This window comes from Nioella aestuarii (assembly GCF_050896395.1).
Lineage (GTDB): Bacteria > Pseudomonadota > Alphaproteobacteria > Rhodobacterales > Rhodobacteraceae > Nioella > Nioella aestuarii.
This window is the reverse complement of the sequence record NZ_JBPBBA010000021.1, coordinates 45,254-70,174: the sequence shown is the minus strand read 5'-3', so window position 1 is coordinate 70,174 and position 24,921 is coordinate 45,254. Positions and strand designations below refer to the sequence as shown.

At 61.5% G+C, this 24,921-nt stretch carries 24 protein-coding genes and 1 tRNA gene; 8 read left to right on the top strand and 17 right to left on the bottom strand.

The window, feature by feature from the left end; genetic code table 11:
* Nucleotides 1-107 precede the first annotated feature (107 nt).
* Nucleotides 108-803, bottom strand: a complete 696-nt coding sequence (locus tag ACROHD_RS12900) for an SDR family NAD(P)-dependent oxidoreductase (RefSeq protein ID WP_432678364.1) — start codon at nucleotides 801-803, stop codon at nucleotides 108-110.
* A gap of 72 nt (nucleotides 804-875) precedes the next feature.
* Here ACROHD_RS12900 and ACROHD_RS12895 point away from each other — a divergent pair.
* Nucleotides 876-949 (top strand) — tRNA-Gly (locus tag ACROHD_RS12895).
* A gap of 252 nt (nucleotides 950-1,201) precedes the next feature.
* Here ACROHD_RS12895 and ACROHD_RS12890 read toward each other — a convergent pair.
* Nucleotides 1,202-2,218, bottom strand: coding sequence for a zinc ABC transporter substrate-binding protein (locus ACROHD_RS12890; protein ID WP_432678362.1), 1,017 nt, complete (start codon nucleotides 2,216-2,218; stop codon nucleotides 1,202-1,204).
* Between the two features lie 95 nt (nucleotides 2,219-2,313).
* Between ACROHD_RS12890 and ACROHD_RS12885 the strand changes: the two genes are divergently transcribed.
* From ACROHD_RS12885 to ACROHD_RS12855, 7 genes are all read left to right on the top strand, one after another.
* Nucleotides 2,314-2,796: a Fur family transcriptional regulator gene (locus tag ACROHD_RS12885; RefSeq protein ID WP_432678360.1), complete on the top strand. Its 483-nt coding sequence runs from the start codon at nucleotides 2,314-2,316 to the stop codon at nucleotides 2,794-2,796.
* Complete coding sequence (locus ACROHD_RS12880) at nucleotides 2,793-3,554, top strand: metal ABC transporter ATP-binding protein (protein WP_432678358.1); 762 nt, start codon at nucleotides 2,793-2,795, stop codon at nucleotides 3,552-3,554. The genes ACROHD_RS12885 and ACROHD_RS12880 overlap by 4 nt, the downstream gene beginning before the upstream one ends.
* A complete protein-coding gene (locus ACROHD_RS12875; RefSeq protein ID WP_432678355.1) occupies nucleotides 3,551-4,357 on the top strand; it encodes a metal ABC transporter permease in 807 nt (268 codons plus the stop codon). Before ACROHD_RS12880 ends, ACROHD_RS12875 begins: the two co-directional genes overlap by 4 nt.
* A gap of 300 nt (nucleotides 4,358-4,657) precedes the next feature.
* The gene (locus ACROHD_RS12870) at nucleotides 4,658-6,436 is read left to right on the top strand and encodes an ABC transporter transmembrane domain-containing protein (RefSeq protein ID WP_432678354.1); all 1,779 of its coding nucleotides are present in this window, start codon (nucleotides 4,658-4,660) and stop codon (nucleotides 6,434-6,436) included.
* 146 nt (nucleotides 6,437-6,582) lie between these two features.
* The gene (locus tag ACROHD_RS12865; RefSeq protein WP_432678352.1) at nucleotides 6,583-8,472 is read left to right on the top strand and encodes an acyl-CoA synthetase; all 1,890 of its coding nucleotides are present in this window, start codon (nucleotides 6,583-6,585) and stop codon (nucleotides 8,470-8,472) included.
* A gap of 195 nt (nucleotides 8,473-8,667) precedes the next feature.
* Nucleotides 8,668-9,438: an OB-fold-containig protein gene (locus tag ACROHD_RS12860; RefSeq protein ID WP_432678350.1), complete on the top strand. Its 771-nt coding sequence runs from the start codon at nucleotides 8,668-8,670 to the stop codon at nucleotides 9,436-9,438.
* 36 nt (nucleotides 9,439-9,474) lie between these two features.
* Nucleotides 9,475-11,169 carry a flotillin family protein gene (locus ACROHD_RS12855; protein WP_432678347.1) on the top strand — a complete coding sequence of 565 codons (1,695 nt, stop codon included), beginning with the start codon at nucleotides 9,475-9,477 and terminating at the stop codon, nucleotides 11,167-11,169.
* Between the two features lie 45 nt (nucleotides 11,170-11,214).
* Here ACROHD_RS12855 and ACROHD_RS12850 read toward each other — a convergent pair whose 3' ends face one another.
* Genes ACROHD_RS12850 through ACROHD_RS12780 form a run of 15 tightly spaced genes read right to left on the bottom strand, consistent with a single transcriptional unit; the run spans nucleotide 11,215 to nucleotide 24,824 of the window.
* Entirely contained in the window at nucleotides 11,215-12,120 is a 906-nt protein-coding gene (locus tag ACROHD_RS12850) for an endonuclease/exonuclease/phosphatase family protein (protein WP_432678345.1), read from the bottom strand.
* 51 nt (nucleotides 12,121-12,171) lie between these two features.
* The gene (locus tag ACROHD_RS12845; RefSeq protein ID WP_432678343.1) at nucleotides 12,172-12,567 is read right to left on the bottom strand and encodes a RidA family protein; all 396 of its coding nucleotides are present in this window, start codon (nucleotides 12,565-12,567) and stop codon (nucleotides 12,172-12,174) included.
* Nucleotides 12,557-12,973, bottom strand: a complete 417-nt coding sequence (locus ACROHD_RS12840) for an acyl-CoA thioesterase (RefSeq protein WP_432678341.1) — start codon at nucleotides 12,971-12,973, stop codon at nucleotides 12,557-12,559. The genes ACROHD_RS12845 and ACROHD_RS12840 overlap by 11 nt, the downstream gene beginning before the upstream one ends.
* 5 nt (nucleotides 12,974-12,978) lie before the next feature.
* The gene (locus tag ACROHD_RS12835; RefSeq protein ID WP_432678340.1) at nucleotides 12,979-13,668 is read right to left on the bottom strand and encodes an ABC transporter ATP-binding protein; all 690 of its coding nucleotides are present in this window, start codon (nucleotides 13,666-13,668) and stop codon (nucleotides 12,979-12,981) included.
* Nucleotides 13,665-14,420, bottom strand: coding sequence for an ABC transporter ATP-binding protein (locus ACROHD_RS12830; protein WP_432678338.1), 756 nt, complete (start codon nucleotides 14,418-14,420; stop codon nucleotides 13,665-13,667). Before ACROHD_RS12830 ends, ACROHD_RS12835 begins: the two co-directional genes overlap by 4 nt.
* Nucleotides 14,413-15,387, bottom strand: a complete 975-nt coding sequence (locus tag ACROHD_RS12825; RefSeq protein WP_432678335.1) for a branched-chain amino acid ABC transporter permease — start codon at nucleotides 15,385-15,387, stop codon at nucleotides 14,413-14,415. The genes ACROHD_RS12830 and ACROHD_RS12825 overlap by 8 nt, the downstream gene beginning before the upstream one ends.
* A complete protein-coding gene (locus ACROHD_RS12820) occupies nucleotides 15,387-16,307 on the bottom strand; it encodes a branched-chain amino acid ABC transporter permease (RefSeq protein ID WP_432678333.1) in 921 nt (306 codons plus the stop codon). Before ACROHD_RS12820 ends, ACROHD_RS12825 begins: the two co-directional genes overlap by 1 nt.
* 57 nt (nucleotides 16,308-16,364) lie before the next feature.
* Nucleotides 16,365-17,501 carry an ABC transporter substrate-binding protein gene (locus ACROHD_RS12815; protein ID WP_432678331.1) on the bottom strand — a complete coding sequence of 379 codons (1,137 nt, stop codon included), beginning with the start codon at nucleotides 17,499-17,501 and terminating at the stop codon, nucleotides 16,365-16,367.
* Nucleotides 17,502-17,527: 26 nt separating this feature from the next.
* Nucleotides 17,528-17,764, bottom strand: a complete 237-nt coding sequence (locus ACROHD_RS12810) for an Lrp/AsnC ligand binding domain-containing protein (RefSeq protein WP_432678329.1) — start codon at nucleotides 17,762-17,764, stop codon at nucleotides 17,528-17,530.
* Between the two features lie 2 nt (nucleotides 17,765-17,766).
* Entirely contained in the window at nucleotides 17,767-19,386 is a 1,620-nt protein-coding gene (locus tag ACROHD_RS12805; RefSeq protein WP_432678326.1) for an AMP-binding protein, read from the bottom strand.
* 1 nt (nucleotide 19,387) lies between these two features.
* Entirely contained in the window at nucleotides 19,388-20,545 is a 1,158-nt protein-coding gene (locus tag ACROHD_RS12800) for an acyl-CoA dehydrogenase family protein (protein ID WP_432678324.1), read from the bottom strand.
* Nucleotides 20,545-21,357, bottom strand: a complete 813-nt coding sequence (locus ACROHD_RS12795) for an enoyl-CoA hydratase family protein (RefSeq protein WP_432678321.1) — start codon at nucleotides 21,355-21,357, stop codon at nucleotides 20,545-20,547. The genes ACROHD_RS12800 and ACROHD_RS12795 overlap by 1 nt, the downstream gene beginning before the upstream one ends.
* On the bottom strand, nucleotides 21,341-21,796 hold the full coding sequence (locus ACROHD_RS12790) for a MarR family winged helix-turn-helix transcriptional regulator (RefSeq protein ID WP_432678319.1): 456 nt from the start codon (nucleotides 21,794-21,796) through the stop codon (nucleotides 21,341-21,343). The genes ACROHD_RS12795 and ACROHD_RS12790 overlap by 17 nt, the downstream gene beginning before the upstream one ends.
* A complete protein-coding gene (locus tag ACROHD_RS12785) occupies nucleotides 21,796-22,530 on the bottom strand; it encodes an SDR family NAD(P)-dependent oxidoreductase (RefSeq protein WP_432678318.1) in 735 nt (244 codons plus the stop codon). Before ACROHD_RS12785 ends, ACROHD_RS12790 begins: the two co-directional genes overlap by 1 nt.
* Nucleotides 22,527-24,824 carry a bifunctional salicylyl-CoA 5-hydroxylase/oxidoreductase gene (locus ACROHD_RS12780; RefSeq protein WP_432678317.1) on the bottom strand — a complete coding sequence of 766 codons (2,298 nt, stop codon included), beginning with the start codon at nucleotides 24,822-24,824 and terminating at the stop codon, nucleotides 22,527-22,529. Before ACROHD_RS12780 ends, ACROHD_RS12785 begins: the two co-directional genes overlap by 4 nt.
* Nucleotides 24,825-24,921: the final 97 nt, after the last annotated feature.

Here is a 24,921-nt window from a genome sequence, read left to right as displayed (position 1 = left end):
GCTGAGAAGCATGCCGTCGTCATCCATGGGAAGGGACAACAGCAGGGCGTCCAGCCGGTGCAGGTCATCGTCGCTCAGCATGCGTGCGTTCCGTTGTTTACAGGTCTCTAGAACCGCTCGACCCAAGGCCGCACGGCGACCTCGTTTGTCCAGGCGCTGCGGTCCTGATTGATCAGGTGGCGGTAGGTGCGGGCGATGGCCTCGGGTCTCAGCATGGAGCCGGGCTTGTCTGCGGGCTCGGATCGGCCGGGGTTCAGGATCATGCCGTCGATATTGATCCAGGCCACGTGGATGCCCTTCGGATGCAGCTCCCGCGCCATGCTTTCGGCGAGGCCGCGCTGCGCGAACTTGCCCATGGCGAACGGGGCCGATTGGGGGAAGCCTTTGACCCCGGCAGAGGCACCGGTGAAGAGGATCGTTCCCTTCTTGCCGTCGATCAAGTCAGCCTCCAGCATTCGTTTTGCTGCGTGTTTGCCGGTCAGAAACGCACCGATGGCGGTCACCTCAACGGCATGGCGCACCTCATCCGCCGACAGTTCGGCGATCGGGCCGCGCGCCCGGGCGGATGGGTTGTAGATCACCACCCTCGGGGCGGTGGACAGATCCGCGAAGAGCGCGGCCACCGCGGCTTCATCAGTGGCGTCCAGAAGCGTCGTCCGTGCCCCGGTCTCCTCGGCCAGCGCCTGCATCTTGCCGGGACTGCGCGCGGCAAGCACAAGAGAATGATCCGGCGCAAGGTTCCGTGCGAGAGCCGCCGAGAGCCCGTCACCCACCCCGATGATCACAGCCAGAGGTTTGGTCATCGATTTTCTCCCTCGATTATCCGCCGCATACTTGACGCCGAAAGACCCTTCCAATAAGTCGTATCACGCTGAGCGGGCGTTGTGTAATGGTAAGACCTCAGCCTTCCAAGCTGATGATACGGGTTCGATTCCCGTCGCCCGCTCCAAAAATTCTTTTCCGACACATCACCTGCAAAGATGAGGTCTTGTGTTTATCAAGTATCTGAAAAAAATAAATTTTTAGAGATTTCCTGACAAGCCTTCCAAGCTGATGATACGGGTTCGATTCCCGTCGCCCGCTCCAATCCCCTTTTTTGCCAAGATGTTAGACGGTCTGTAGGGGCCTGTTTCCTGCTGTTTTTCGACTTTGGTGTCGAGCCGAACCTGTTCTGGCCCGACTCGACGAGGTGTGGCCTCCCTTAGGGGGTTGAAAGGCAGGCTTCCACCGAACTGGCGATGCTTCTGATCAAGGCCGGGTAGAACGTCGCGCCGGGTTCCAGCCCGGTGCCAAGCGGGTCGATGATGCCGGTCGCCAAGTCGGCGCCGTCTGCCACCGTGGCCACCAGGCCGGGGTTGAATTGCGGTTCGGAAAAGATGCACACCACGCCCCGTTCCGCCACTGCATCGCGGATTTCGGCAATGCGGGCGGCGGAAGGGCTGCTTGCGTCGCTCATTGAGATCGCTCCGGCATTGGTCAGCTCATACCTGTATTCAAAGTACTGAAAAGCGTCGTGGAAGGTCACGAAGCTACGGTTCGACACCGGTTCCAGGGCAATGGAAAGCTCGCCGCTGACTGCGATGATCTCGGCCTCGGCTATGGCTGCATTTGCCTGGTAGATCGACGCATTTTCCGGGTCGAGGCGCGACAGGGTTTCGGCAATAGCGGCCAGCCAGATGCGGGCGTTAGCCGGGTCGAGCCAAGCATGGGGGTCTATGCCGGTATGGTCGTGGTCGTGCTCGCTTTCGTGCCCATGTTCGGCCTCGTCATGGTCATCCGCGCCGCTATGTGTGTCATCATGGTCATCATGGTCATCATGGTCATCATGGTCATCATGGTCATCATGGTTTTCGTGAAGGGCCGGGGCGAACACGGCCTCCTCCCGGAAGTCGTGCAGCACGGTCCCCTCAACCTGCAGTAGCTCCTCAACAACGGCCCGGCTGGCAAGCTGGTCCAGCGGTCCTTCCAGCCATGGGGCCAGCTCATGGCCGATCCAGAACACCGCATCGGCCTGTTGCAAAGCGGCCGCCTGGGACGGGCGAAGCGCGTAGCCATGGGGTGAGGCGCCGGGATCAACCAGCAGGGTGGGGGTGCCAAGATCCCCCATAACCATCGAGACCAGCCCATGGACAGGCGTGATATCGGTGACCACAGCAGGCACGTCGGCCAGGGCGGCAGTGGACAGGAACAGGGCAGGGATCAGGCCAAGGCGTTTCATAGGGGTTCCACATTGTTATCTTATAACATAGCGCGACTTGATAAACGTAATAACATCACGTATCAACCCCTCTATCACCAAAGAGCGGACACTTCATGGATACGATCGGTTTTGACAGCCACGACCATTCCGCCTGCCGCACCGGCGGGTTGGAAACGGTTGTGGCGCAATGCAATGCGCAAGGGCTGAACCTGACCCCGGTCCGCCGCAGGGTGCTGGAGATTCTGCTGGAAGACCACCGCGCGCTTGGGGCTTATGAGATTCTCGACCGGCTGCGAGAGGAGGGTCACGGTTCTCAGCCCCCGGTTGCCTACAGGGCGCTCGAATTCCTGACCTCCCACGGCTTCGCCCACAAGATTGAGCGGTTGAACGCCTTCACCGCCTGCACCCATCCCGGCCATAACCATGCGCCGGTTTTCCTGATCTGCCGGATCTGCAATTCCGTGGCTGAGGGCATGGCCGAACCGGCCAAGGGCAATCTGCGCCGGGTCGCTGCAGAAACCGGCTTCAAGATCGAACGCACTGTCACCGAGGCCGAGGGCATCTGCCCCAATTGCCAGAAGAAAGCCGCGGCATGAGTCTTGTCGACATCTCCGGGTTGAACGTGCAGCTGGGCGGCCAGACAGTCTTGCACCATGTCGATTTCACCATCAGCAGCAACGAGATCGTGACCATTGTGGGCCCTAACGGCTCGGGCAAGTCCACGCTGCTTCGGGCAATCATCGGGGCGGTTAGCCCCAGTTCCGGCAAGGTCTCTCGCAAGGCCGGGCTCAGGCTGGGCTACGTGCCGCAGAAACTGCATATCGACCCGACCTTGCCGATAACCGTGCGCCGGTTTCTGGACCTGCCTCGTCATGTCAGCGATGCCGCCGCGCGCGACGCATTGGAGGAGGCCGGGGCAGGGGCGCTGACCGGGCGGCAGATGTCGGGCCTTTCCGGCGGGCAATTCCAACGCGTGTTGCTGGCGCGGGCGTTGCTGTCAAAGCCTGAACTGTTGATCCTTGATGAAGCGACGCAAGGGCTGGACCAACCCGGATCGGCTGCCTTCTATCAAAAGATCGCCGAACTGCGCGACCACCTGGGTTGTGCCGTTCTGATGGTCAGCCATGAATTGCACGTGGTTATGGCCGCGTCCGACAGGGTCGTGTGCCTGAACGGCCATGTCTGTTGTCAGGGAGAGCCAGAGCACGTCGCCTCCGCCCCGGAATACCGGGCGCTTTTTGGCACCGGAACCGGCGGCGCGCTGGCGCTGTATCGGCATGAACATCACCATAGCCATGATCACGACCATGGACATGACCATACACATGCCCATGACCATGAGGCCGCAGAATGACCCTCCTCGACGATTTTCTCGTCCGTGCGACGCTGGCGGGCCTGGGCCTTGTGCTGGCGGCGGCCCCGCTTGGCTGTTTCGTGGTCTGGCGGCGGATGGCCTATTTTGGCGATGCCACGGCACATGCAGCGATCCTGGGTGTGGCGCTGGCGCTGGCTTTCGACACGTCGGTTTTCGGCGGGGTGCTGGTGGTGTCGTTGCTGATGGCCTTCACCGTGTCCACCCTGTCCAACCGGGGCTACGCGATGGATACGCTTCTGGGCGTGCTGGCCCATTCAGCGCTGGCCTTCGGGCTGGTGGCCGTGTCCTTCCTGCACGGGGTGCGGGTTGACCTGATGGCCTATCTGTTTGGCGATATCCTTGCTGTTGGGGTGCCGGATCTGGCGATCATCTGGGGTGGAGCTGCACTGGTGCTTGGACTGCTCTGGTGGCGCTGGTCGGCACTCTTGACCGCGACGCTTAACCCCGATCTTGCCTATGCCGCCGGGATCGACCCGAAACGCGAACAACTGGTTCTGACACTGGCGCTGGCCCTGGTTGTCGCGGTGGCGTTCAAGGTGGTGGGGGTGCTGCTGATCGCCGCAATGCTGATCGTTCCGGCCGCAACTGCACGCCCCTTCGCTTCCACCCCGGAACGGATGGCGCTTGCGGCAAGCCTTATCGGTGCGCTGTCAGTGATCGGTGGCCTCCAGGCATCGCTCGCCTGGGATACACCGACAGGGCCATCTATCGTGTGCCTTGCTGCCGTTCTGTTCACGATCTCCAGCGTTTCCCAATCGTTCATTGGTCGCTCGGGGTCTTAGGCGTTCCACCTTGATCTGAAAACCTCAGCGCAATCGACTGACGACAGACCGGTGTGAAAACCGCGTCGGTCAACGCACAGAAGGTGCACGGGGTGGTGAAATGCCCCCCGATCCGTGTCTGTAACGCGGGCGCGCCGAACGACGTGGTGACGCCAGCGCGAAGTCCCATACGGTCCCCGCGCCGATATGTGCTCTTCCGGGGGCCTTGTGCCGAGGACAGGGGCGTTCTATCCCGGTTTTATCGAAACAGGACCGGACCCGACCATGGCCGACAGCCCCAGCCAACCCCAGCCCCAGCTCATGAACAGCGAACAGGAACGCGAGAAATCCCGCCGCATCGGGTCGCTGCGCGCGCTTCTGCCGTTCATGTTGCCCTATCGCTGGCTGATGGCCGCTGCTCTTACGGCGCTTGTGCTGACGGCAACCGTGTCTTTGACAATTCCGCTGGCAGTGCGTCGCGTGGTGGATGGGTTCGAGACCGATGCGGTCGCGCTACTCGACAAATATTTCCTTGCAGCCCTGGGGCTTGCCGGGCTTCTCGCCATTGGCACCGGTCTGCGCTACTACATGGTCACGCGGCTCGGGGAACGGGTGATCGCCGACATCCGCAAGTCTGTCTTTGATCGTATGATGTCCATGAGCCCCGCCTTTTTCGAGCGGATCATGACCGGCGAGGTGCTTAGCCGCATCACCACCGACACCACTCTTATCCTCTCGGTGATAGGGTCTTCTATCTCTATCGCGCTGCGTAACCTGTTGATTTTCCTCGGTGGCCTTGGAATGATGCTCTATTCCTCGCCCAAGCTGACCGGGCTCGTGCTTTTGATCGTTCCGGTTGTGATCGTGCCCATTGTAGTGCTTGGGCGTCGCTTACGGGTTCTGTCCCGCAAGAACCAGGACTGGATTGCAGAAAGCTCTGGCAAGGCGTCCGAGGCGCTTTTGTCCGTGCAGACCGTTCAGGCTTTTACCAACGAAGGCGCGACAGCGGGTGAATTCGATCGTGTGACCGAGGCCAGTTTTGACGCCGCCAAGACACGTATCCTCACCCGCGCAGTGATGACGGTTATCGTCATCCTGCTGATCTTCTCGGGCGTTGTGGGGGTTCTGTGGATCGGCGCCCGTGACGTGCGTGGTGGTGGCATGTCTATCGGCGAGCTGATCCAGTTCCTGATCTATGCGATTATGACCGCCGGAGCCGTCGGCGCACTTTCGGAAATCTGGGGCGAGCTGCAACGCGCCGCCGGCGCTACAGAACGGCTGGTCGAGCTTTTGACTGGCCGTGACACCGTTGCTGACCCCGAAACAGGCCGTGATCTGCCGCAGGGTGGCCGGGGCGCGATCGCCTTTGAAAACGTGCAGTTCCACTACCCCACGCGCCCCGACCAGCAGGCGCTTGACGGCATCAACCTGACCATCAATCCGGGCGAAACCGTAGCTCTTGTCGGCCCCTCGGGCGCCGGGAAATCCACGATTTTCCAATTGCTTCTGCGCTTTTACGATCCGATCTCGGGCCGCGTGACATTTGATGGGCTTGATCTGCGCGAGATGGACCGCGCCACCTTCCGTCACGCCATGGCGCTGGTGCCGCAAGATCCGGTGATCTTCGCCGCCTCAGCGCGCGAGAACATCCGCTTTGGCCGCCCAGAAGCGACGGATGCAGAGGTTGAGGCCGCCGCAAAAGCCGCCGCTGCGCATGACTTCCTGACCGCGTTGCCAGAGGGCTATGAGACCTATGTTGGCGAACGCGGCATCATGCTGTCGGGCGGCCAGAAACAACGCATCGCCATCGCCCGTGCAATCCTGCGCGACGCGCCGGTCTTGTTGCTGGACGAGGCCACCTCGGCGCTTGATGCGGAAAGCGAACTGGCGGTTCAAAAGGCGGTGGCAGAGCTATCGGCCAACCGAACCACCCTGATCGTTGCGCACCGTTTGGCGACGGTGAAGAAAGCTGATCGAATCGTTGTTTTCGAGGCTGGCAAAGTGGTCGCCGAAGGCACCCATGAGGAGCTGGTGGCAGGCGACGGGCTGTATGCACGCATGGCGCGGCTGCAGTTCATTGAAGGCCTTGCCGCAGAGTAGAGACCTCTAGAAAACCTGACCAAAACGGTGCTTTGCGTTGGGTTACGCTTGCTTTAAAGCCCGCTTTGCCCCCATCTTGATCGGCAAAAGTCAGGCCCGCACCGTAAGGTGACGGGCTAATCAGGGATAATAGGGGAGGAATGGGAATGAGGCGGTTTGAAAACCTCGCAGATATCAAAGCAATGGAGCAGGACTTGCCGTGGCCCGAAAGCCAACCGGCCACGACGCTCTATGAGTTACTGACAAGTACCAAGGACAAGTTTCCGAACCACAACGCTGTGTCCTATCAGCTGTTTTCGGGTCCGACCGACAAGGCCGAAACGCTGACCTGGTCGCAATTGCACGGCAAGGTTACGCAAACCGCGAACCTCTTTCGGTCCCTTGGTATCGGTGAAACCGACTCGGTCGCTTATGTCTTGCCGAACTGTAATGAAACCGTTCTGACGCTTTTGGGCGGTTGTGTTGCTGGCATTGCCAACCCGATCAACCCGCTGCTGGAACCGGAACAGATCAGCGCCATCCTGCGCGAAACCGGGGCCAAGGCGGTGGTGACGATCAAGGCGTTCCCAAAAACAGACGTGGCCCAGAAAGTGGCCGAGGCCGTGGGCCATGCACCCAATGTGAAACATGTGATCGAGGTTGATCTGCTGCGCTATCTGACCGGCGTCAAGAAACTGATTGTGCCTTTGATCCGGCCCAAGAACCCGTCCAATCATCATGCCAAGATCATCGACTTCAACGCCGAGATCGCCAAGCAACCCGCTGACCGGCTGACCTTTGAGGATAGCACCGGAGACCGTGTTGCCGCCTATTTCCACACTGGTGGTACAACGGGTATGCCGAAAGTGGCGCAGCACAAATATTCCGGGCTGATCTACAACGGCTGGCTCGGGGCGACGATCCTGTTTGATGAAACAGACAACATCATGTGCCCGTTGCCGCTGTTCCATGTCTTTGCCTGCCACGTCATCCTTATGGCTGCGGTGGCCTCGGGGGCGCATGTCATCTTCCCGACGCCGCAAGGCTATCGGGGCGAGGGTGTGTTCGACAATTTCTGGAAACTGGTTGAACGCTGGAAGATCACGTTTATCATCACCGTTCCAACGGCCATTTCCGCGATGATGCAACGCCCTGTGAATGGCGACATCTCGACGGTGAAAACCGCGTTTTCGGGGTCTTCTCCCTTGCCGGTAGAGCTGTTCAAACGGTTTGAGAAGGCCACTGGCGTAACGTTGGTCGAGGGCTATGGATTGACCGAGGCGACCTGTTTGGTGTCGTGCAACCCGGTAATGGGCGAGAAAAAGATCGGATCGGTCGGCATTCCGTTCCCGCATACCGAGGTGAGGATCCTTAAACAGACCCCCGATGGCGTTGTGCAATGCGGCCACGATGAAGTGGGCGAGATCTGCATCGACAACCCGGGCGTGTTCGAAGGTTCGACCTACACCGAGAGCGACAAGAATATCGACCTGTTCCACGACGATATTTTCCTGCGCACCGGCGATCTGGGCCGGATCGACGCCGATGGCTATCTGTGGATCACCGGTCGCGCCAAGGATTTGATCATTCGCGGCGGTCACAACATCGACCCCGCCGAGATCGAGGAAGCGCTGGCCAGCCACCCCGCCGTGGCCATGACCGGTGCAATCGGTCAGCCGGATGCTTTCGCAGGCGAACTGCCTTGCGTTTATGTGGAACTGGTCGATGGGGCCGAGGTCACTATCAAAGAGCTGAAGGAACATTGCGACGAGCATGTTCATGAGCGCGCCGCGCGGCCCAAGCATATCGAACTGATGGATGAACTGCCCAAGACCGCTGTCGGAAAAGTCTTCAAACCGGCCCTGCGCAAAATGGCGATCACCCGCGTCTATAACGCCGCGTTGGAAGAGGCGGGCGTGAATGCGCGCGTGGTCGAAGTGACCGAAAGCAAGAAATTGGGTCTGGTAGCCAAATTGAGCCGCACAGGAGAGGTGGACGACACCGCCGTTTCCGACGTTCTGGGGCAGTTTACCCGCCCCTGGGCCTGGGCGGACTGATCCTTTCAGATCGAAATTTCGGCAAGGGCGGGTCAGCAATGACTCGCCCTTGTTTTATTGCCAAATCTATTAATGACGCAGCCCTTTTAGGGAGATACAAAACGGTCGAATCCTGCCGCTTTACTGCCGAAAAAGCTGGTAACGAGGCTGTGAATTCCCCATATCATTAGGGAAGTAATTACGTAACGGTCCCGAATGACAGAGTTTTTTCTAGCACCCAACATGGTGCCCTACACCCTTGCCTTGGCCCTTCTTTTCGGCCTCTTCGCACTGGAACTCGTCTTTGCCTTGCTTGGTGGTACCCTCATGGGTGCTGGCGGGGCCGAAGCTGATATTGGCGGCCCGGAATTTGCCGCCGAACCGTTCGAAATGGATATCGACCTTGAACCGGGATTCGACCTGGAAAGCGGGCTCGATTTCGATTTCACCGGCATGGAGGCAGAGCTCGGCGACTATGATCTTCCCGCCTTCGAAGGCGACCCGGTGGCGGAAACCGCGCCCGAACCCTCGGGTCTTCTGGCTTGGCTTGGCATGGGCAAAGCGCCCTTCGTGCTGTGGCTGGCCTCGTTGTTGCTTGGCTTTGGCCTGACTGGCATGGTTCTGGTGAATGTGGTTGGCAACAGCTTTGGTTTGTCGCTGCCGCTTATCATCAGCCTGCCGGTTGCCGGGTTCGCCGGGGTCTGGTTTGCGGGGCGTTTTGCCGCCGTCTTTGCGGCGATCCTGCCCAAGACCGAAACGCAGGCTTTGTCGCGCAGCCGTCTGGCCCGTCGTCGCGGTGTGATCACCCAAGGTATCGCCCGCCGTGGCCACCCCGCAGAAGTGCGCGTCTCAGACTATTGGGGCAACCTGCATTATATCCGCGCCGAGCCCCTGGCCGACGAAGATGAACTGCCTCGCGGCACAGAGGTTCTTGTTCTGCGTCACCGTGAAACCGGCGGCTACAGACTTATTCCATTTTCCGGGTAATCCGCCCGGCCATTTCCAGGAGAGGAGATTATTCCCATGGATCTCATGATCATAGGTGTCTTTGTCGGCGCCGTTCTGCTTCTTTTTGTTCTCATCGGCCTTGTCACCAATCGTCTATATCGGCGCACGACGCGGGAAATGAGCATTGTAAGAACTGGTGCCGGTGGCAAGAAAGTCATCATGGATGGCGGCGTTCTGATTATCCCGCTGCTCCATGAAATCAGCCCCGTTAACATGAAGACCTTGCGACTCGAGGTCCAACGGAACTCGGAAGGCGCGCTGATCACCCGCGACCGGATGCGTGTCGATGTGGGCGTGGAATTCTACGTTTCGGTAAACGCCACCGAAGAGGGCATTTCGCGCGCCGCCCAAACCCTTGGCGACCGTACCTTCTATGTCGACCAGCTGCGCGACATGATCGAAGGCAAGCTGGTGGACGGCTTGCGCTCGGTCGCGGCGCAGATGACGATGGACGAGTTGCACGAGAACCGCGCCGAGTTTGTGCAAGAAGTGCAGAATGCGGTGTCCGAGGATCTGCTGAAGAACGGCCTGGAGCTGGAATCGGTCTCGCTTACTGCGCTCGACCAGACGCCCTTCGAGGCGCTGGACGAAAACAATGCCTTTAACGCGGTCGGTATGCGCAAACTGGCGGAGGTCATCGCGACCTCCAAGAAAGAACGCGCGCAGATCGACGCCGAGGCCAATGTGGCTGTGCGCCGCGCCGCGATGGAGGAGGAGCGTCAGCGGCTCCAGATCGAACGCGACGAACAGGAAGCCGCCATCGCGCAGGAGCAGGAGATTGCTACGTTGCGCGCCGCCCAAACCGCCGAAATCGCCCGCCGCAACGAGGTGGCCGAGAAAGAGCGGGAACAGGCCCGGATCGAACGGGAACGCGAAATCCGCGCCTCTGACATTGCCCGCGAGCGGATGATCCGCGAGGCCGAGATCACCCGCGACCGGGAACTGGAAGTGGCAGATCAGGAACGCCAGATCATCATTGCCCAGAAGTCCGAGGAAGAAAGCCGGGCACGCGCCAGTGCCGATGCGGCCCGCGCCGAGGCCACCAAGGCGCAGGAATCGATTGAGACTGCGCGCTCGGTTGCCACGGCGGAACGGCAAAAGCAGATCGCCATCATCGAAGCTCAGCGCGAGGCAGAGCGGGAAGCAACGCGCATCAGGTTGGCCGCGCAGGCCGAGAAGGACGCCGCAGAAGACCGTGCCGCGGCACGGCGCGAGGAGGCGCAGGCCGATGCCGATGCAATCACCATTCGGGCTGCCGCGAAGAAGGCCGACCTGCTGGCGGAAGCCGAAGGTAAGCGCGCCATCGTCGAGGCAGAGAACGCCATCAGCGAAGCGATCGTCGAGATGAAGGTGGCTCTGGCCCGTTTGGAAGCACTGCCCGATGTCGTGGCTCAGATGGTCAAGCCCGCCGAGAAGATCGACTCGATCCGTATTCACCAGGTGTCCGGCCTTGGTGGTGGAACCGGCGGCGGTGGCTCCGGCGAGGGCAAGGCACCGGTCAATCAGGCGATGGATTCAATTCTCGGGATGGCCCTGCAATTGCCAGCCATGAAGAAGATGGGAGAGGATCTTGGTATCTCGCTTGAGGGCGGGCTGGCAGAGGTGGCTGACGCGGCCCTTAGTGGCAAGCCAAGCGCAACGGCAGCAGCTGACTCTGATAGGGATACGGGCCCTGATCGGGCAGATGATGACCCTGCCAAACCGCACTGACCAACCGAATCCTGCGTGTCCGGGCCGCCCTTCGGGGCGGCCTTCTCATATTCCCGGCAACGCAAGCAGGACCGCCGCGTGATCGGATGCATGGGGTCGGTGGCGTCCGACACCCTGTAGATGCCCCCCCCGGTGGCGCGTTGCCTCATAGGCCAGCCCGGCCCGCAAAACCCTCGGCACGGCATCGGGCCAACGGGCGGCCAGTGCGGGTGAGGCCAGCAAAGCATCAGGTTGGCCGTAGCTGCCCGAATGGCTGTCGAAATAAGTCCAGCGCTGATCCTCTGGCAGCCGCGCCATCAAGTCGATGCTAAAGGGGGGCAGCAGGGGCTGGATTGCGGGGTCGGTCTTCGCTTCAAAGGGTTCGTTCAAGTCTCCGGCGATCAGCCAAAGCGCGGATGACGGGTCTTTGAAATACCGTCCAATGATCCGCCGTGTCGCTTCGGCCTCTCGCCGCCTGACGGGCCTGGCGGCCTCTGCATCGGGGTAGGGGGCCTTGAAATGGCATGTAAAGACCGTCAGGTCCCCAACCTCCAGCATCAGGCAGTCGCGGCGAAAGATCGGCACGTCCACCCGAGGCGCATCCAGCCCGAGTTCAGCAGCGGTCAGGTCGGCATGGCTGGTCAGCTGAACCGGGGCACGAGACAGAACCGCCAGGTCAAGCCCGCGCCCATCATTGCCGGGGGGGCAATGCGCGTAAGGATAGGGTGACAGGCCGGCGGCGGGAAGGTGATGGGTGTTGAACCACTCCAGCGTCTCTTCGTCGAAGACCTCCTGTAAAAGGATCAGATCGGCATTGGCCTCTGCCAAAAGCGCGGCAGAGAGGCGTCTGTCAGCGGCGTCCAGCTCTGCTGCCTCCCCGATCTCATCGCGGTCACGGGCGCCATCGAGCCGGGGTGTTCCGCCGGTTCGGCGAAGACGCAGGTTCTGGATGTTGAAGCTCAGGATGCGCATGAGCCCATCCAGCCGATCGTTTTCGCGAAAGGCAATGGGTTTCCGCGCGGATCAACCTATGACAGCGGTCGCCTCGATTTCCACCACGGCCTCATCCTCGACCAGCCCGGCCACCACAACCATGGCCATAGCGGGGAAATGCTTGCCCATGATCCGGCGATAGGCGGCGCCTACCTCGCGCTGACTGTCCAGATATTCCTGCTTGTCCGTCACATACCAGGTCAGCCGCACAATATCGTCGGGCGTGCCGCCTGCGGCTTCGACCACGTCGCGGATGTTTTGCAGCGCTTGCTCCATCTGGCCGATAAAGCCACCAGGGGCGAATTTGCCCTCCGTGTCCCAGCCGATCTGGCCGCCCACATAGAGCGTCCCGTTCGACGCAAGAATGCCGTTTGCATAGCCTTTGGGTTCGGGCCAGCCTTCGGGTTGAATAGATTTATGGGGCATGGGCCGGGGCCTCCTCTCGGTCCAGAAGTTTCTGTCGCACTGCCTCGGGCCATGGCCGGGGCCGCCCGTTTTCGTCCACAAGGACAAGGGTGGAATGCGCTGTAAATCGCGGTTCGCCACCGCAATCGGTGTGAAAGGTCAGCCCGAGCGAGCTGCGCCCGACACGGGTAACTGTCAGGGCAATGGTCAGATGGTCGCCATGGCGGCTTGGCGCGTGAAAGCGGGTGGTTATTTCTGCCGTGGGCACACCGCCGCTGTCATGCAGGGTCTCAAATGGCAGGCCAAGCGCCTCATCGAAAAAGGCCTCAACGGCATCGTTCAGCATCTCGAAATATCGCGGGTAAAAAACGATGCCCGCCGGATCGCAATGCTTGAACAGAACCTTTTGGGGGAAGTGGAACGCCATGGTCCTTACACCCCCAGATGCCGGTCGGTGGTGTCGCGGTCCAGCGTGGCAAAGCCCCCGGCCCAGACCGTCACACCCTTTTCGATGATGACGCCCTTGTCAGCGACCGTTCCCAATTCTCTCAGGGATTTGTCGATCACCAGAATGGACAGCCCCGTTTCCACCTTAAGCCGCTGGATCGCGGCCCAGATCTCCTGCCGGATCACTGGGGCCAGACCTTCGGTGGCTTCATCGAGGATCAGCAAGCGGGGGTTCGTCATCAGCGCCCGGCCAATGGCCAGCATCTGCTGTTCGCCGCCCGACAGTGACGATGCGACCTGCCCCTGCCGTTCACCCAATCGCGGGAACAGCTCTGCCACCTTCTCCAGATCCCAATGACCCTTGCGGGCGGCGGCGATCAGGTTTTCCTGCACGGTCAGAGGCGCGAAGCAGCGCCGCCCCTCGGGCACCAGCCCGATCCCCGCGCGTGCGGCCTTGTGGGCCGGCACATGGCCCAGATCCTGTCCGTCGAACATGACCGAACCGCCGCGGTTCTTCAGCATCCGACAAATCACCTTTACGGTCGTGGATTTGCCCATTCCGTTGCGCCCCATCAGCGCCAGAACCTCGCCCTCGGCCAGATCCAGATGCACGTCGAACAGCGCCTGAGATGCGCCGTAGAAGGCCGAGACATGGGACAGTTTCAGCAGGCTCATGCCGCGTCCTCCTCGCCCAGATAGGCCTCTCTCACGCGTGGGTCGGCCTTGATCTCATCTGCCGTTCCGGTGGCAATGACCTCGCCATAGACCAGAACGCTAATCCGGTCGGCCAGGGCAAAGACCGCGTCCATGTCATGTTCCACCAGCAGGATCGGCGCCCGGTGGCGCAGCCCGTCGAGGAAGCCGGTCAGCCGATGCGATCCTTCCGCCCCAAGCCCCGCCATCGGTTCATCCATCAGGAAGGCCTTGGGTTGCAGCGTCAGGGCCACCGCGACCTCCAACTGACGGCGCTGTCCGTGGGAAAGTTCAGCCGTTACAAAATTGCGGAACTCGGCCAGCCCAACCTGTTCCAGGGCATCCTCGGCCTGCGCGAGAAGCGTCTTGTCGCGCATCACATTTCCGAAGAAACGGAAGGCGCGGCCACGTTGGCCGAGTGCCCCCAGAACAGCATTTTGCAGGACGGTGAATTCCATAGGCAGGGCGGAAATCTGGAAGGTCCGGCCCAGACCCAACCTGGCACGGGCGGTGGTGGACAGGGCCGTCACGTCCTGCCCGTCAAAGAACACCTGCCCGCTATCGGGGCGAAGCGCGCCGGAGATCTGTGCGATCAGCGTCGATTTTCCTGCACCGTTCGGGCCGATCAGCGCATGGATCTCACCGGGTTTCAGGTCCAGTGACACATCTTTTGATGCCTCAAGCGCGCCAAAGCTTTTGCAGATCGCGCGGGTTTGCAGCAACGCCTCAGTCATGGGCCACCTCCCGTCCGGCAATCAGGCCGATGACACCGCCACGCGCGAACAGGACCACGCCAAGCAGGATCGCACCAAGATAGACGTGCCAATAGTGGCTCAGGTCTTCGAGGAAATATTCCAGCGCGATGAATAACATCGCCCCGGCCACAGGGCCGGACAGCCGCGCGATACCGCCCAGGATGATCAGGATCATGATTTCCCCGGACATGTGCCAACTAAGCATCGAAGGGCTGACGAACCGGTTGAGATCAGCAAACAGCGCGCCAGCAAGCCCAGTGATCGCGCCGGAAATGGTGAAGGCCACCAGTCGCAGCCTGTAAGGCGCCAGCCCCACGGCCTCGACCCGCGCAACGTTCTGCCGCGTGGCCTGCAACGCAAGCCCGAAGGCCGATTTCCCCAGCCGATCGGCCAGCACCATAACCACGGCCAGGATCGTGAAACAGATCAGGAAGAAGTTGAGCGGCACCAGCGTGTTCACACCCGGAAAATCGTTTCGCAGGTAGATCGACATGCCGTCCTCGCCGCCATAGGTGGGCCAGGAAATCGCGAAGTAGAACAGCATCTGTCCAAAGGCCAGCGTGATCATGATGAAATAGACGCCCGATGTGCGTAACGACATCGCCCCGATGACCAGAGCCGTCAGGGCCGACGCGATCACCGCAACAAGCCAGATCACCGGCATCGACTTGGTGCCCTCGATCGCTCCCCAGATGGGCATGTAGTTCTGTGCGTGGAAGGCGAGGATACCCATGGCATAGCCGCCGACACCAAAAAACGCAGCATGGCCCAGGCTGACCAGCCCACCAAGCCCGAGCGCGATGTTGAGACCCACTGCCGCCAGGGCCAAGATCGCGACCCGGGTGGCCAGCGTTATGATATAGGTTTCGCCCATGGCCCATGCGATCAGCGCGGTAGCCAGAAGGATGCCGGGAATGGCGATGTTCAGGATCGTTTCGCGCCGCATCAGGATTGCCCTCCGAACAGGCCAGAGGGTTTGAACAGCAATATGCCCGCCATCAGAATGTAGATCGACATCGACGCGAGCGATGCCCCAACTGTCGTGGCGCTGCTGGCATCCATGAACATGCCGAAAAGCTGCGGCAGCATGATCCGGCCGAGCGTATCCGTCAGCCCGACCAGAAGCGCGCCGATGAAGGCCCCCTTGATGGATCCGATGCCGCCGATCACGATCACCACGAAGGCCAGGATCAGCACCGGTTCGCCCATGCCGACCTCGACCGATTGAATGGGCCCGATCATCGCGCCAGCCAGCCCGGCCAGTGCCGCGCCAAGCGCGAAGACCATCGTGTAGAGCTTGCGGATATCGACGCCAAGCGCGGCGATCATTTCGCGGTCCGCTTCGCCTGCGCGGATCTGGATGCCGATCCGGGTGCGCGCGATCAGCCAGAACAGCCCCGCGCCAACGGCCAGCCCCACGGCGATGATGAACAGACGGTATTTTGAATACTCGATCCCGCCCGGCAGCATGGTCGGCCCCGACAGCAGGTCGGGCGTATCGAGGTAAAGCGGCAGCGAGCCGAACAGAAACCGTGTGCCCTCTGAGAAGATCAGGATCAGCGCGAATGTGGCCAGCACCTGATCGAGGTGATCTCGGTCATAAAGCCTTCGGATAACCACCATTTCCACCAGAGCACCGATGATCGCTGCCGCCATCAACGCGCCCACCAGCGCAAGCCAGAACGAACCAGTCCAGCCCGCGACACCCGCCGCCGCGAAGGCCCCGATCATGTAGAGCGAGCCATGGGCGAGATTGATCAGGCCCATGACCCCGAAAATCAGGGTCAGGCCCGCTGCCATCAGAAAAAGCATCACGCCGAATTGCAGCCCGTTCAGAAGCTGCTCGACCAGTAGAGCTGCCGACATTGGAAATCCTTTTGTTGGCCGGGCCTTACAGGAATGAAGGCCCGGCCGGTCAGGCCATTACATCTGGCACTGGTCCGCGTAGGCGTCGCCGTGATCTTCCAGCGCGGTGCCGACGATCACGTTTGTCAGAACGTCACCCTGCATCACCACTTCGCGGACATAGATATCCTGGATCGGGTGATGGTTCGGACCGAACTCGAAATCGCCACGGGTGCTGTCGAAATTTGCGGCCTCCAGCGCGGCGCGGAAGGCATCGGCATCATCGGGATGCGCGACCTCCATCGCCGAGAGGATCAGGTTCGCTGTGTCGAACCCCTGCGACGCATAGAGCGAGGGCAGGCGGCCATATTCGGCCTGGAACGATTCCACGAAGGCTACGTTCGCGGCATTGTCCAGATCGTGGCTCCACTGAGAGGTGTTATGCACGCCAAGCGCGGCTTCGCCCACGGCGCCCAGAATGCCCTGGTCAAAGCTGAAGGCCGGGCCGATCAGAGGAATATCCACGCCCGATTCCGCATATTGACGAACAAAGGCGATGCCCATGCCGCCGGGCAGGAAGAAATAGACGCTGTCCGCGCCCGAGTTGCGGATCTGGCTGATCTCGGCGGCATAGTCGGTCTGGCCCAGTTGGGTATAGACCTCTTCAGCCACATCGCCCTCGAACATCCGCTGATAGCCGGTCAGCGCATCGCGGCCCGCCGGATAGTTCGGCGCAAGGATGAAGCTGTTGCCATAGCCTGCAGTGTTGGCATAGGCGCCCGCCGCTTCATGCAGGTTGTCGTTCTGCCATGCGACGTTGAAATAGTTCTCGTGGCAGCCCGCACCGGCCAGCTGCGAGGGGCCCGCATTGGGTGACAGGTAGAAGACGCCCTGCGCGGTGGCAGACGGGATCACTGCCATTGCGAGGTTCGACCAGATGATACCGGTCATGATGTCCACGTTATCGGACTGGATCATGCGGTCAGCCAGTTGCACGGCCCGGTCCGGCGCGCGTTCGTCATCTTCGATGATCATCTCGATATCGTCGCGGCCCGACTGTTCAATCGCCAGCATGAAGCCGTCGCGCACGTCGATGCCAAGCCCGGCACCGCCGCCCGAAAGCGTGGTGATCATGCCGATGCTGACACCGTCAGCCAGCGCCATTGTGGATGTGCTGGCCATCAGGCCCGCCACTGCAAGTGTTTTGAGTTTCATGGTAACTCTCCCTGTTGTTTGTTCTTTTAGAATGCCTTGAAGGTCAGCGTCGTCAATGTCCGCTCAATCCCGTCTACGTCGCGGAAATGGTCGTTGATATAGCGGCCGATGTCGTCCTCCTTCGGAATGATGAGCTTGACCAGAAGATCATATTCCCCGCTGGTGGAATAGAGTTCCGCGTGGATTTCCTTCAGCACGATGGCGAAGGCCACGTCATAGGTGGTGCCGGGGCGGCAGCGGATCTGGACGAATACGGTCTGCATCCTCAACCCTCCTCACGCAACTTGTAGCGCAGGATCTTGCCTGTTGGCGTCTTTGGCAGTGCGTCGATGAACTTTATCCGGCGCGGATATTTATAGGGGGCGATCGTGCTTTTAACGTGGGTTTGCAGCAGTTCGATCAACGCTGCATTGCCCTCATGCCCCTGTGCAAGAACCACATGCGCCTCAACGATATGGCCCCGCGCCTCGTCTGGTGCACCCACCACGGCGCATTCGGCCACGGCGGCATGGGACAGCAGTGCCGCCTCCACCTCTGGCCCGGCGATGTTGTATCCCGCCGACACGATCATGTCGTCATTCCTTGCCGCGAAATGCAGATAGCCGTCTTCATCCATGGTGAAACTGTCGCCGGTGATGTTCCAGCCGTCCCGCACGTAAGTGGTTTGGCGCGGATCGTTCAAATAGCGGCACCCGGTCGGCCCGCGCACGGCAAGCCGCCCGATTTCGCCATGCGGCACCTCGTTCATGTCATCATCGACCACCTTCGCCTGATAGCCGGTCACGGGGCGGCCCGTGCAGGCCGGGCGGTGATCGTCGAAGCGGTTGGTGACGAATATATGCAGCATCTCGGTCGCGCCGATCCCGTCTAGCATCGGCTTGCCGGTCTTTTGCATCCATTCGTCATAGACTGGTGAGGGCAGCGTTTCACCCGCTGAGACGGCGGCCCTGAGGCTGGACAGGTCCGCCCCCTCATCCATCGCCCGCAGCATGACACGATAGGCCGTTGGGGCAGTGAAGCAGACGGTCGCTTTGAACTGTTGGATGATCTCGATCATGTTGGGTGGCGAGGCGTTTTCCAGCAACGTCGCCGCCGCCCCGAAGCGCAGCGGGAAGATGGCCAGCCCGCCAAGCCCGAATGTGAAGGCCAGCGGGGGGGAGCCGACGAACACATCCTCGGGCGTCACCTGCAACACCTCTTTCGCGTAACCGTCCGCGATGATCATCAGGTCGCGGTGGAAATGCATGGTGGCCTTGGGCTCGCCCGTGCTGCCGGAGGTAAAGCCTAGCAAAGCCACATCGTCCCGACCGGTCTGGACGCTATCAAACTTCACCGGCTTGGTCAGGGCCAGCCGGTCAAGCTCGGCGTCGTGATTGGCGGTGCCGTCGAAGCCCACGACTGATTTCAGGAATTTGCTCGTCTTGGCGCAGGCGATCATGTCTTCCATCAGCCGCGTGTCGCACAGCGCGAATTGGACCTCGGCCTTGTCGACGATCTTGGTCAGTTCGCCCGCGCGCAGCATCGGCATGGTGTTGACAACGACCGCGCCCGCCTTGGTCGCCGCCAGCCATGCCGCCACCATGGCCGGGTTGTTGGCGGAGCGGATCAGCACCCGGTTGCCGGGTTTTACGCCCAGATCCTCCACCAGCACATGGGCGAGGCGGTTGGTCCAGTCGGTCAGCTCCTTGTAGGTGCGTCTGCGCCCGTTCCCGATCAGCGCGGTATGGTCGCCAAATCCTTGTTCGACCATGGAGTCCGTAAGTTCCCACCCGGCGTTCAGGTGGTCTGGGTACTCGAACCCGTCCAGCAGGAAATCCGGCCACTGGTCAGCGGGTGGCAAGCCCTCGCGGGAAAACGTGTCTGTATGGGCCGTCGGTCCGAGCATGTCAGCCTCCCGTATGCGCCGCCATGGCCTGGCGGGCGATGATGACTTTCTGAACGTCCGAGGCGCCTTCGTAGATCCGAAGCGCCCGGATTTCGCGGTAGAGCTTTTCGACGGTTTCGCCGGATTTCACACCGTCTCCACCATGCAGTTGCAGCGCGCGGTCAATGACCTTCTGTGCCTGGTCGGTAGAGAAGAGCTTGGCCATCGCCGCCTCTCGCGTGATCCGTGCCGCCCCGGAATCCTTGGCCCAGGCCGCGCGGTAAACAAGCAGCGCACTGGCATCCACATCGACCGCCATATCCGCGATATGGCCCTGAACCATCTGCAATTCGAACAGTGCCGCGCCCTGCACATGGCGGGTGCTGACCCGCGTCAGCGCCTCATCCAACGCTCGTCGGGCAAAGCCCAAGGCAGCGGCGGCGACGGTCGAGCGGAAGACATCCAGCACCGACATGGCGATCTTGAAGCCCTCGCCACGCCCACCAATAAGGGCGGCCTTTGGGATGCGGCAATCACTGAAGCGCAGGCGCGCCAGCGGATGGGGGGCGATTGTTTCCAATCGTTCAACAATCTCCAATCCGGGCGTGCCGGCGGGGACCACGAAGGCCGACAGACCCCGCGCGCCGGGGGCCTCGCCGGTTCGGGCGAAGACCGTGTAGACATCGGCAATTCCGCCGTTGGAGATCCACGTCTTCTCACCGTTCAGAACGAAGCTGTCACCGTCTTCTACCGCCGTCATGGTGGAATTCGCCACGTCGGACCCGGATTGGGGTTCTGTCAGCGCAAAGCCTGCAATCGCTTGACCCGTGCACGTCAGCGGCAGCCACTCGGCTTTCTGCGCGTCCGTGCCAAAGAGCGAGACCGCCCCGGTCCCAAGCCCTTGCATCGCAAAGGCGAAATCGGCCAACCCGTCATGGCGCGCCAGGGTCTCTCGGCTCAGGCACAGGGTGCGCACGTCGAACTTTTCGCCGGCTCCGGCGGCGGTCGGTTGCAGCCAACCGGCTTCGCCAAGCGCCTTCACCAGACCCCGGCAGGTGGTGTCGGTGTCACCGTGATCGAGCGAGGCCACGGCCTCCGCCGCCCAGGCATCCAGCCCCTCGGCCCAGTCCTTGTGCCGGGCATCAAAAAACGGCCAGTCGAGAAAGCTGCGATCCGCCATCAATCCCCCCTGAACACCGGTTTGTCTTTCGCCACAAACGCCCGATAGGCGCGTTCGAAATCCGCTGTCTGCATACAGATGGCCTGCGCCTGCGCCTCGGCCTCGATCGCCTGGTCGAGCCCCATGTTCCATTCCTGGTTGAGCTGCGTCTTTGTGATACCATGGGCAAAGACCGGCCCCGCCGCCAGCCGCTCGGCCAGCTCCATCGCCTTGTCCTCCAGCTGATCCGCGGGATGCAGCGCGTTCCAATAGCCCCAGGCCAGCCCGTCCTCGGCCCGCATCGTGCGGCCCGTGTAAAGCAGTTCCGCCGCGCGGCCCTGGCCGATAATCCGGGGCAGCATCGCGCAGGCCCCCATGTCGCAACCGGCCAGCCCCACGCGGGTAAAGAGGAAGGCGCATTTCGCCTCTGGCGTCGCCAGCCGCATATCGGAGGCCATGGTGATGATCGCGCCAGCGCCCACGGCCACGCCATCCACCGCCGAGATGATGGGCTTGCCGCAGCCGATCATGGCCTTGACCAGATCGCCGGTCATCCGCGTAAAGGCCAGAAGCTCCTTCATGTTCATCTTGGTCAGCGGCCCGATGATGTCATGCACATCCCCACCGGAGCAGAAATTACCCTCGTTCGAGGCGAAGACCACCACGTCCACATCATCGGCATAGACCAGCGCCCGGAAGGTGTCGCGCAGCTCGGCGTAGCTGTCGAAGGTCAGCGGGTTCTTGCGGTCGGGGCGATTGAGCCGAACGCGCGCCACGCGCTCGCGCACCTGCCAGTCAAAATGCATCGGTTTCAGATCAGCCATTTTGGCCATCGCTTGCCTCCTCCACGCGGTGCAGGATATCCCGCAGAGCATCCAGTTCTTCATGTCCCAGCATTGCGAACAGCCGGTCGACCTCGGTCCGGTGGTCCTTGGCTTGTTCCTCGAACACAGCGCGGCCCTTGTCTGTCAGTTCCACCAGCACCACGCGCCGATCCCCGTCAGAGGGCGCGCGCCGGGCCAGGTCTTCTTTTTCCAGCCGTTCAACCACTGCCGTGGCGTTGCCATTTGAAACCAGCAACTGCCGGCTCAGATCGCTCATCTTCATCGGGCCGCTGACACGATGCAGCGCCGCCATCACGTCAAAGCGGGGCAGGGTGGTGTCATGGTTCACCCGCAGATATTCGCGCAGGTGGTTCTCGGTGGCGCGTGTCAGGCGTAGCAACCTGATCCAGGTGCGCAGACGCCGGGCTGACAGATCGGTGTCTCGCATCAGACCTCGCCCCCTGCGATGGCAATCGCCTGCCCGTTGATGCCCTCGGACCCCGGACCCGACAGCCACAGCGCGGCAGCGGTCACTTCGGCAGGCTGGATCAGCCGTTTCTGCGGGTTCGAGGCCACCAGCGCCTTGCGCGCGTCTTCGTCAGTCATCCCGGTCTTTTCGCGAATATTGGCAATCGATCGGTCCGTCATCTCTGTATCGAGGAAACCGGGGCAGAGCGCGTTGGCCGTCACCGGCCCCTTCGCCACCTCCAGCGCCAGAGACCGCACCAGCCCGACAACCCCGTGCTTGGCCGCCGCATAGGGGGCCACATAGCGATACCCTTTAAGACCGGCCGTCGAGGCCACGGCAATCAACCGTCCCCATCCGTTCATGCGGGTTAACCCCTCGCGGAAGGTCAGGAAAACGCCGGTCAGATTGACCGTCAGCATCGCGTCCCAGTCGGTCAGGCTGGTGTGCTTCAGCGGCGCGGAACTGGCCGCGCCCGCATTCGCGATAACGATATCGCATGGGCCCGCCGCGTCGAACATCGCCTTGACGGACGCCTCATCCGTCACATCCGCCACCACGGCCCGAATGTTTCCTCCAGCAACTGCCGCCAGGGGGCCCTCGCGCCGTCCGGCGATCACAACCTCTGCCCCGGCCTGCGCATAGCCTGCTGCCAGATCGGCACCCACGCCGGTCCCGCCGCCTGTGATCAGAACACGTTTGCCCGCAAGGCTCATGCCCGGATCTCCTCCTGCGCTTTCTTCTCCTGCAAGCGGTAAGCCTGATCGCGCCCGGCAAGGTAGGGCAGGGGCCAGTCGGTGCTTGTGTCACCAAGTTCCACGCCCGCGTGGAGCGTCCAATAGGGATCGGCCAGATGCGGACGGGCGAGGCAGACAAGATCCGCACGGCCCGCCATCAGGATAGAGTTCGCATGGTCGGTTTCAAAGATATTGCCCACGGCCATGGTCGGCATGTTCAGCTCATTGCGGATGCGGTTCGAAAACGGTGTCTGGAACATGCGGCCGTAGATGGGCTGCGCGTCGGTGCTGGTCTGCCCGGCGGACACGTCGATGATGTCGGCCCCCGCCTGATGGAACATCCGGGCGATTTCGACTGCTTCCTCCGGGGTCACGCCGGCATTGCCCACCCAGTCATTGGCGGAAATCCGGACTGACATGGGCTTTTCAGCGGGCCACGCCGAACGCATTGCACGGAACACCTCCAACGGATAGCGCATCCGGTTTTCCAGTGACCCGCCATACTCATCCACCCGCTTGTTCGACATGGGCGAGATGAAAGACGAGATAAGGTAGCCGTGGGCTGCGTGCAGTTCGATCATGTCGAAACCCGCGCGGTCCGCCATCTGGACCGACGACACGAACTGGGCTGTTACCGCATCCATATTCGCACGCGTCATCTCGCGCGGAATCGCGTTGGCGTCGGACCACGGCAGCGGCGAAGGGGCGATGATCTCCCAGTTGCCGTCTTTCAGAGGCGCATCGCCCTCTTCCCAGCCCAATTGGGTCGACGCCTTGCGCCCGGCGTGGCCGATCTGGCAGCACAGCTTGGCGGGCGTTTCTGCATGAACGAATTCCACCAGTCGCCGCCACTGGGCTTCATGTTCCGGCGCATAGAGCCCCGGGCAACCCGGCGTGATCCGGCCCTCGGGCGAAACGCAGGTCATTTCCGTATAAACCAGCCCTGCGCCGCCCTTTGCGCGTTCGGCGTAGTGGACGAAATGCCAGTCGGTTGGGTTGCCATCCACGGCCTTGTATTGCGCCATGGGCGAGACCACGACGCGGTTTTTCAGCTCCATGTTCCGCAGACGGAAGGGGGTGAACATCGGCGTGCGATGCGGGGCATCCTCGGGCAACCCGGCCTGGGTCATGAACCAGCGTTCGGCGCTTTCCAGCCATTTGGGATCGCGCAGGCGCAGGTTTTCATGGGAAATCCGCTGCGACCGCGTCAGCAGGTTGTAGTTGAATTGCACCGGGTCCTGATCGAGATACCGCTCTACCTCCTCGAACCATTCCAGCGAGTTGCGCGCCGCCGATTGCAGGCGCAGCACCTCGACGCGGCGTTCCTCTTGGTAGCGTTCGAAGGCCTCTTCCATCGTTGGTTCAGAATGCAGGTATTCGGCCAATGCGATGGCGCTGTCAAAGGCCAGCCTTGATCCCGACCCGATGGAAAAATGCCCGGTCGCGGCGGCGTCGCCCATCAGTACCACGTTGCCGTTGTACCATTTTTCGCAGATCACACGGGGGAACTGCATCCAGACGGCAGACCCACGCAGATGCGCCGCGTTCGACTTCAGCGCATGTCCGTCCAGGCGCCGTTCAAAAACCTTGCGGCAGGTTTCGACGGTTTCTTCCTTGGACATATCCTCGAAGCCCCAGGCGTCCCAGGTTTCGGGCAGGCATTCCACGATGAAGGTCGCTGTCTGGTCGTCGAACTGGTAGACATGCGCCCACATCCAGCCGTGCTCCGTCTTCTCGAAGATGAAGGTAAAGGCGTCGTCGAATTTCTGGTGTGTGCCGAGCCAGACGAACTTGCACAGCCGCGTGTCGATATCGGGTTGGAAAACATCGGCGTATTCGTTGCGGATACGGGAATTGATCCCGTCGGTGGCAACGACCACGTCATAGTCACGGCGATAGTCCTCGGCGCTGCCGAACTCGGTTTCGAATTGCAGGTTAACGCCCAGTTCGCGGGCGCGCTCCTGCAGGAGGATCAGCATTTGCTTGCGTCCGATCCCGGCAAAGCCATGGCCGCCCGACACGGTGCGCACCCCGTCATGAACAACGGCGATATCGTCCCAATAAGCGAAGTGATCGCGGATCGCCTGCGTCGACTTGGGGTCGTTGGTTTCCATCCGGCTCAGCGCGTCGTCCGACAGCACCACGCCCCAGCCGAAGGTATCATTGGCGCGGTTGCGTTCCACCACCGTCACGTCATGCGAGGGGTCGCGCAGCTTCATGCTGATCGCGAAGTAAAGCCCCGCCGGACCGCCACCAAGACAGATGATCTTCATTCGGGAAACCCCTTTCGGATGGATCGAAAGACTCAGCTACTTCAGTCACGCTAGCAGGGCGGAGATTTATTTCAAGCTTAAAGTATTTATCTCCAGA

Bases quoted from the DNA above. Each gene is read 5' to 3' on its own strand.
- ACROHD_RS12900 (WP_432678364.1), bottom strand. From the start codon at position 803: ATGACCAAACCTCTGGCTGTGATCATCGGGGTGGGTGACGGGCTCTCG.
- ACROHD_RS12890 (WP_432678362.1), bottom strand. From the start codon at position 2,218: ATGAAACGCCTTGGCCTGATCCCTGCCCTGTTCCTGTCCACTGCCGCC.
- ACROHD_RS12885 (WP_432678360.1), top strand. From the start codon at position 2,314: ATGGATACGATCGGTTTTGACAGCCACGACCATTCCGCCTGCCGCACC.
- ACROHD_RS12880 (WP_432678358.1), top strand. From the start codon at position 2,793: ATGAGTCTTGTCGACATCTCCGGGTTGAACGTGCAGCTGGGCGGCCAG.
- ACROHD_RS12875 (WP_432678355.1), top strand. From the start codon at position 3,551: ATGACCCTCCTCGACGATTTTCTCGTCCGTGCGACGCTGGCGGGCCTG.
- ACROHD_RS12870 (WP_432678354.1), top strand. From the start codon at position 4,658: ATGAACAGCGAACAGGAACGCGAGAAATCCCGCCGCATCGGGTCGCTG.
- ACROHD_RS12865 (WP_432678352.1), top strand. From the start codon at position 6,583: ATGAGGCGGTTTGAAAACCTCGCAGATATCAAAGCAATGGAGCAGGAC.
- ACROHD_RS12860 (WP_432678350.1), top strand. From the start codon at position 8,668: ATGACAGAGTTTTTTCTAGCACCCAACATGGTGCCCTACACCCTTGCC.
- ACROHD_RS12855 (WP_432678347.1), top strand. From the start codon at position 9,475: ATGGATCTCATGATCATAGGTGTCTTTGTCGGCGCCGTTCTGCTTCTT.
- ACROHD_RS12850 (WP_432678345.1), bottom strand. From the start codon at position 12,120: ATGCGCATCCTGAGCTTCAACATCCAGAACCTGCGTCTTCGCCGAACC.
- ACROHD_RS12845 (WP_432678343.1), bottom strand. From the start codon at position 12,567: ATGCCCCATAAATCTATTCAACCCGAAGGCTGGCCCGAACCCAAAGGC.
- ACROHD_RS12840 (WP_432678341.1), bottom strand. From the start codon at position 12,973: ATGGCGTTCCACTTCCCCCAAAAGGTTCTGTTCAAGCATTGCGATCCG.
- ACROHD_RS12835 (WP_432678340.1), bottom strand. From the start codon at position 13,668: ATGAGCCTGCTGAAACTGTCCCATGTCTCGGCCTTCTACGGCGCATCT.
- ACROHD_RS12830 (WP_432678338.1), bottom strand. From the start codon at position 14,420: ATGACTGAGGCGTTGCTGCAAACCCGCGCGATCTGCAAAAGCTTTGGC.
- ACROHD_RS12825 (WP_432678335.1), bottom strand. From the start codon at position 15,387: ATGCGGCGCGAAACGATCCTGAACATCGCCATTCCCGGCATCCTTCTG.
- ACROHD_RS12820 (WP_432678333.1), bottom strand. From the start codon at position 16,307: ATGTCGGCAGCTCTACTGGTCGAGCAGCTTCTGAACGGGCTGCAATTC.
- ACROHD_RS12815 (WP_432678331.1), bottom strand. From the start codon at position 17,501: ATGAAACTCAAAACACTTGCAGTGGCGGGCCTGATGGCCAGCACATCC.
- ACROHD_RS12810 (WP_432678329.1), bottom strand. From the start codon at position 17,764: ATGCAGACCGTATTCGTCCAGATCCGCTGCCGCCCCGGCACCACCTAT.
- ACROHD_RS12805 (WP_432678326.1), bottom strand. From the start codon at position 19,386: ATGCTCGGACCGACGGCCCATACAGACACGTTTTCCCGCGAGGGCTTG.
- ACROHD_RS12800 (WP_432678324.1), bottom strand. From the start codon at position 20,545: ATGGCGGATCGCAGCTTTCTCGACTGGCCGTTTTTTGATGCCCGGCAC.
- ACROHD_RS12795 (WP_432678321.1), bottom strand. From the start codon at position 21,357: ATGGCCAAAATGGCTGATCTGAAACCGATGCATTTTGACTGGCAGGTG.
- ACROHD_RS12790 (WP_432678319.1), bottom strand. From the start codon at position 21,796: ATGCGAGACACCGATCTGTCAGCCCGGCGTCTGCGCACCTGGATCAGG.
- ACROHD_RS12785 (WP_432678318.1), bottom strand. From the start codon at position 22,530: ATGAGCCTTGCGGGCAAACGTGTTCTGATCACAGGCGGCGGGACCGGC.
- ACROHD_RS12780 (WP_432678317.1), bottom strand. From the start codon at position 24,824: ATGAAGATCATCTGTCTTGGTGGCGGTCCGGCGGGGCTTTACTTCGCG.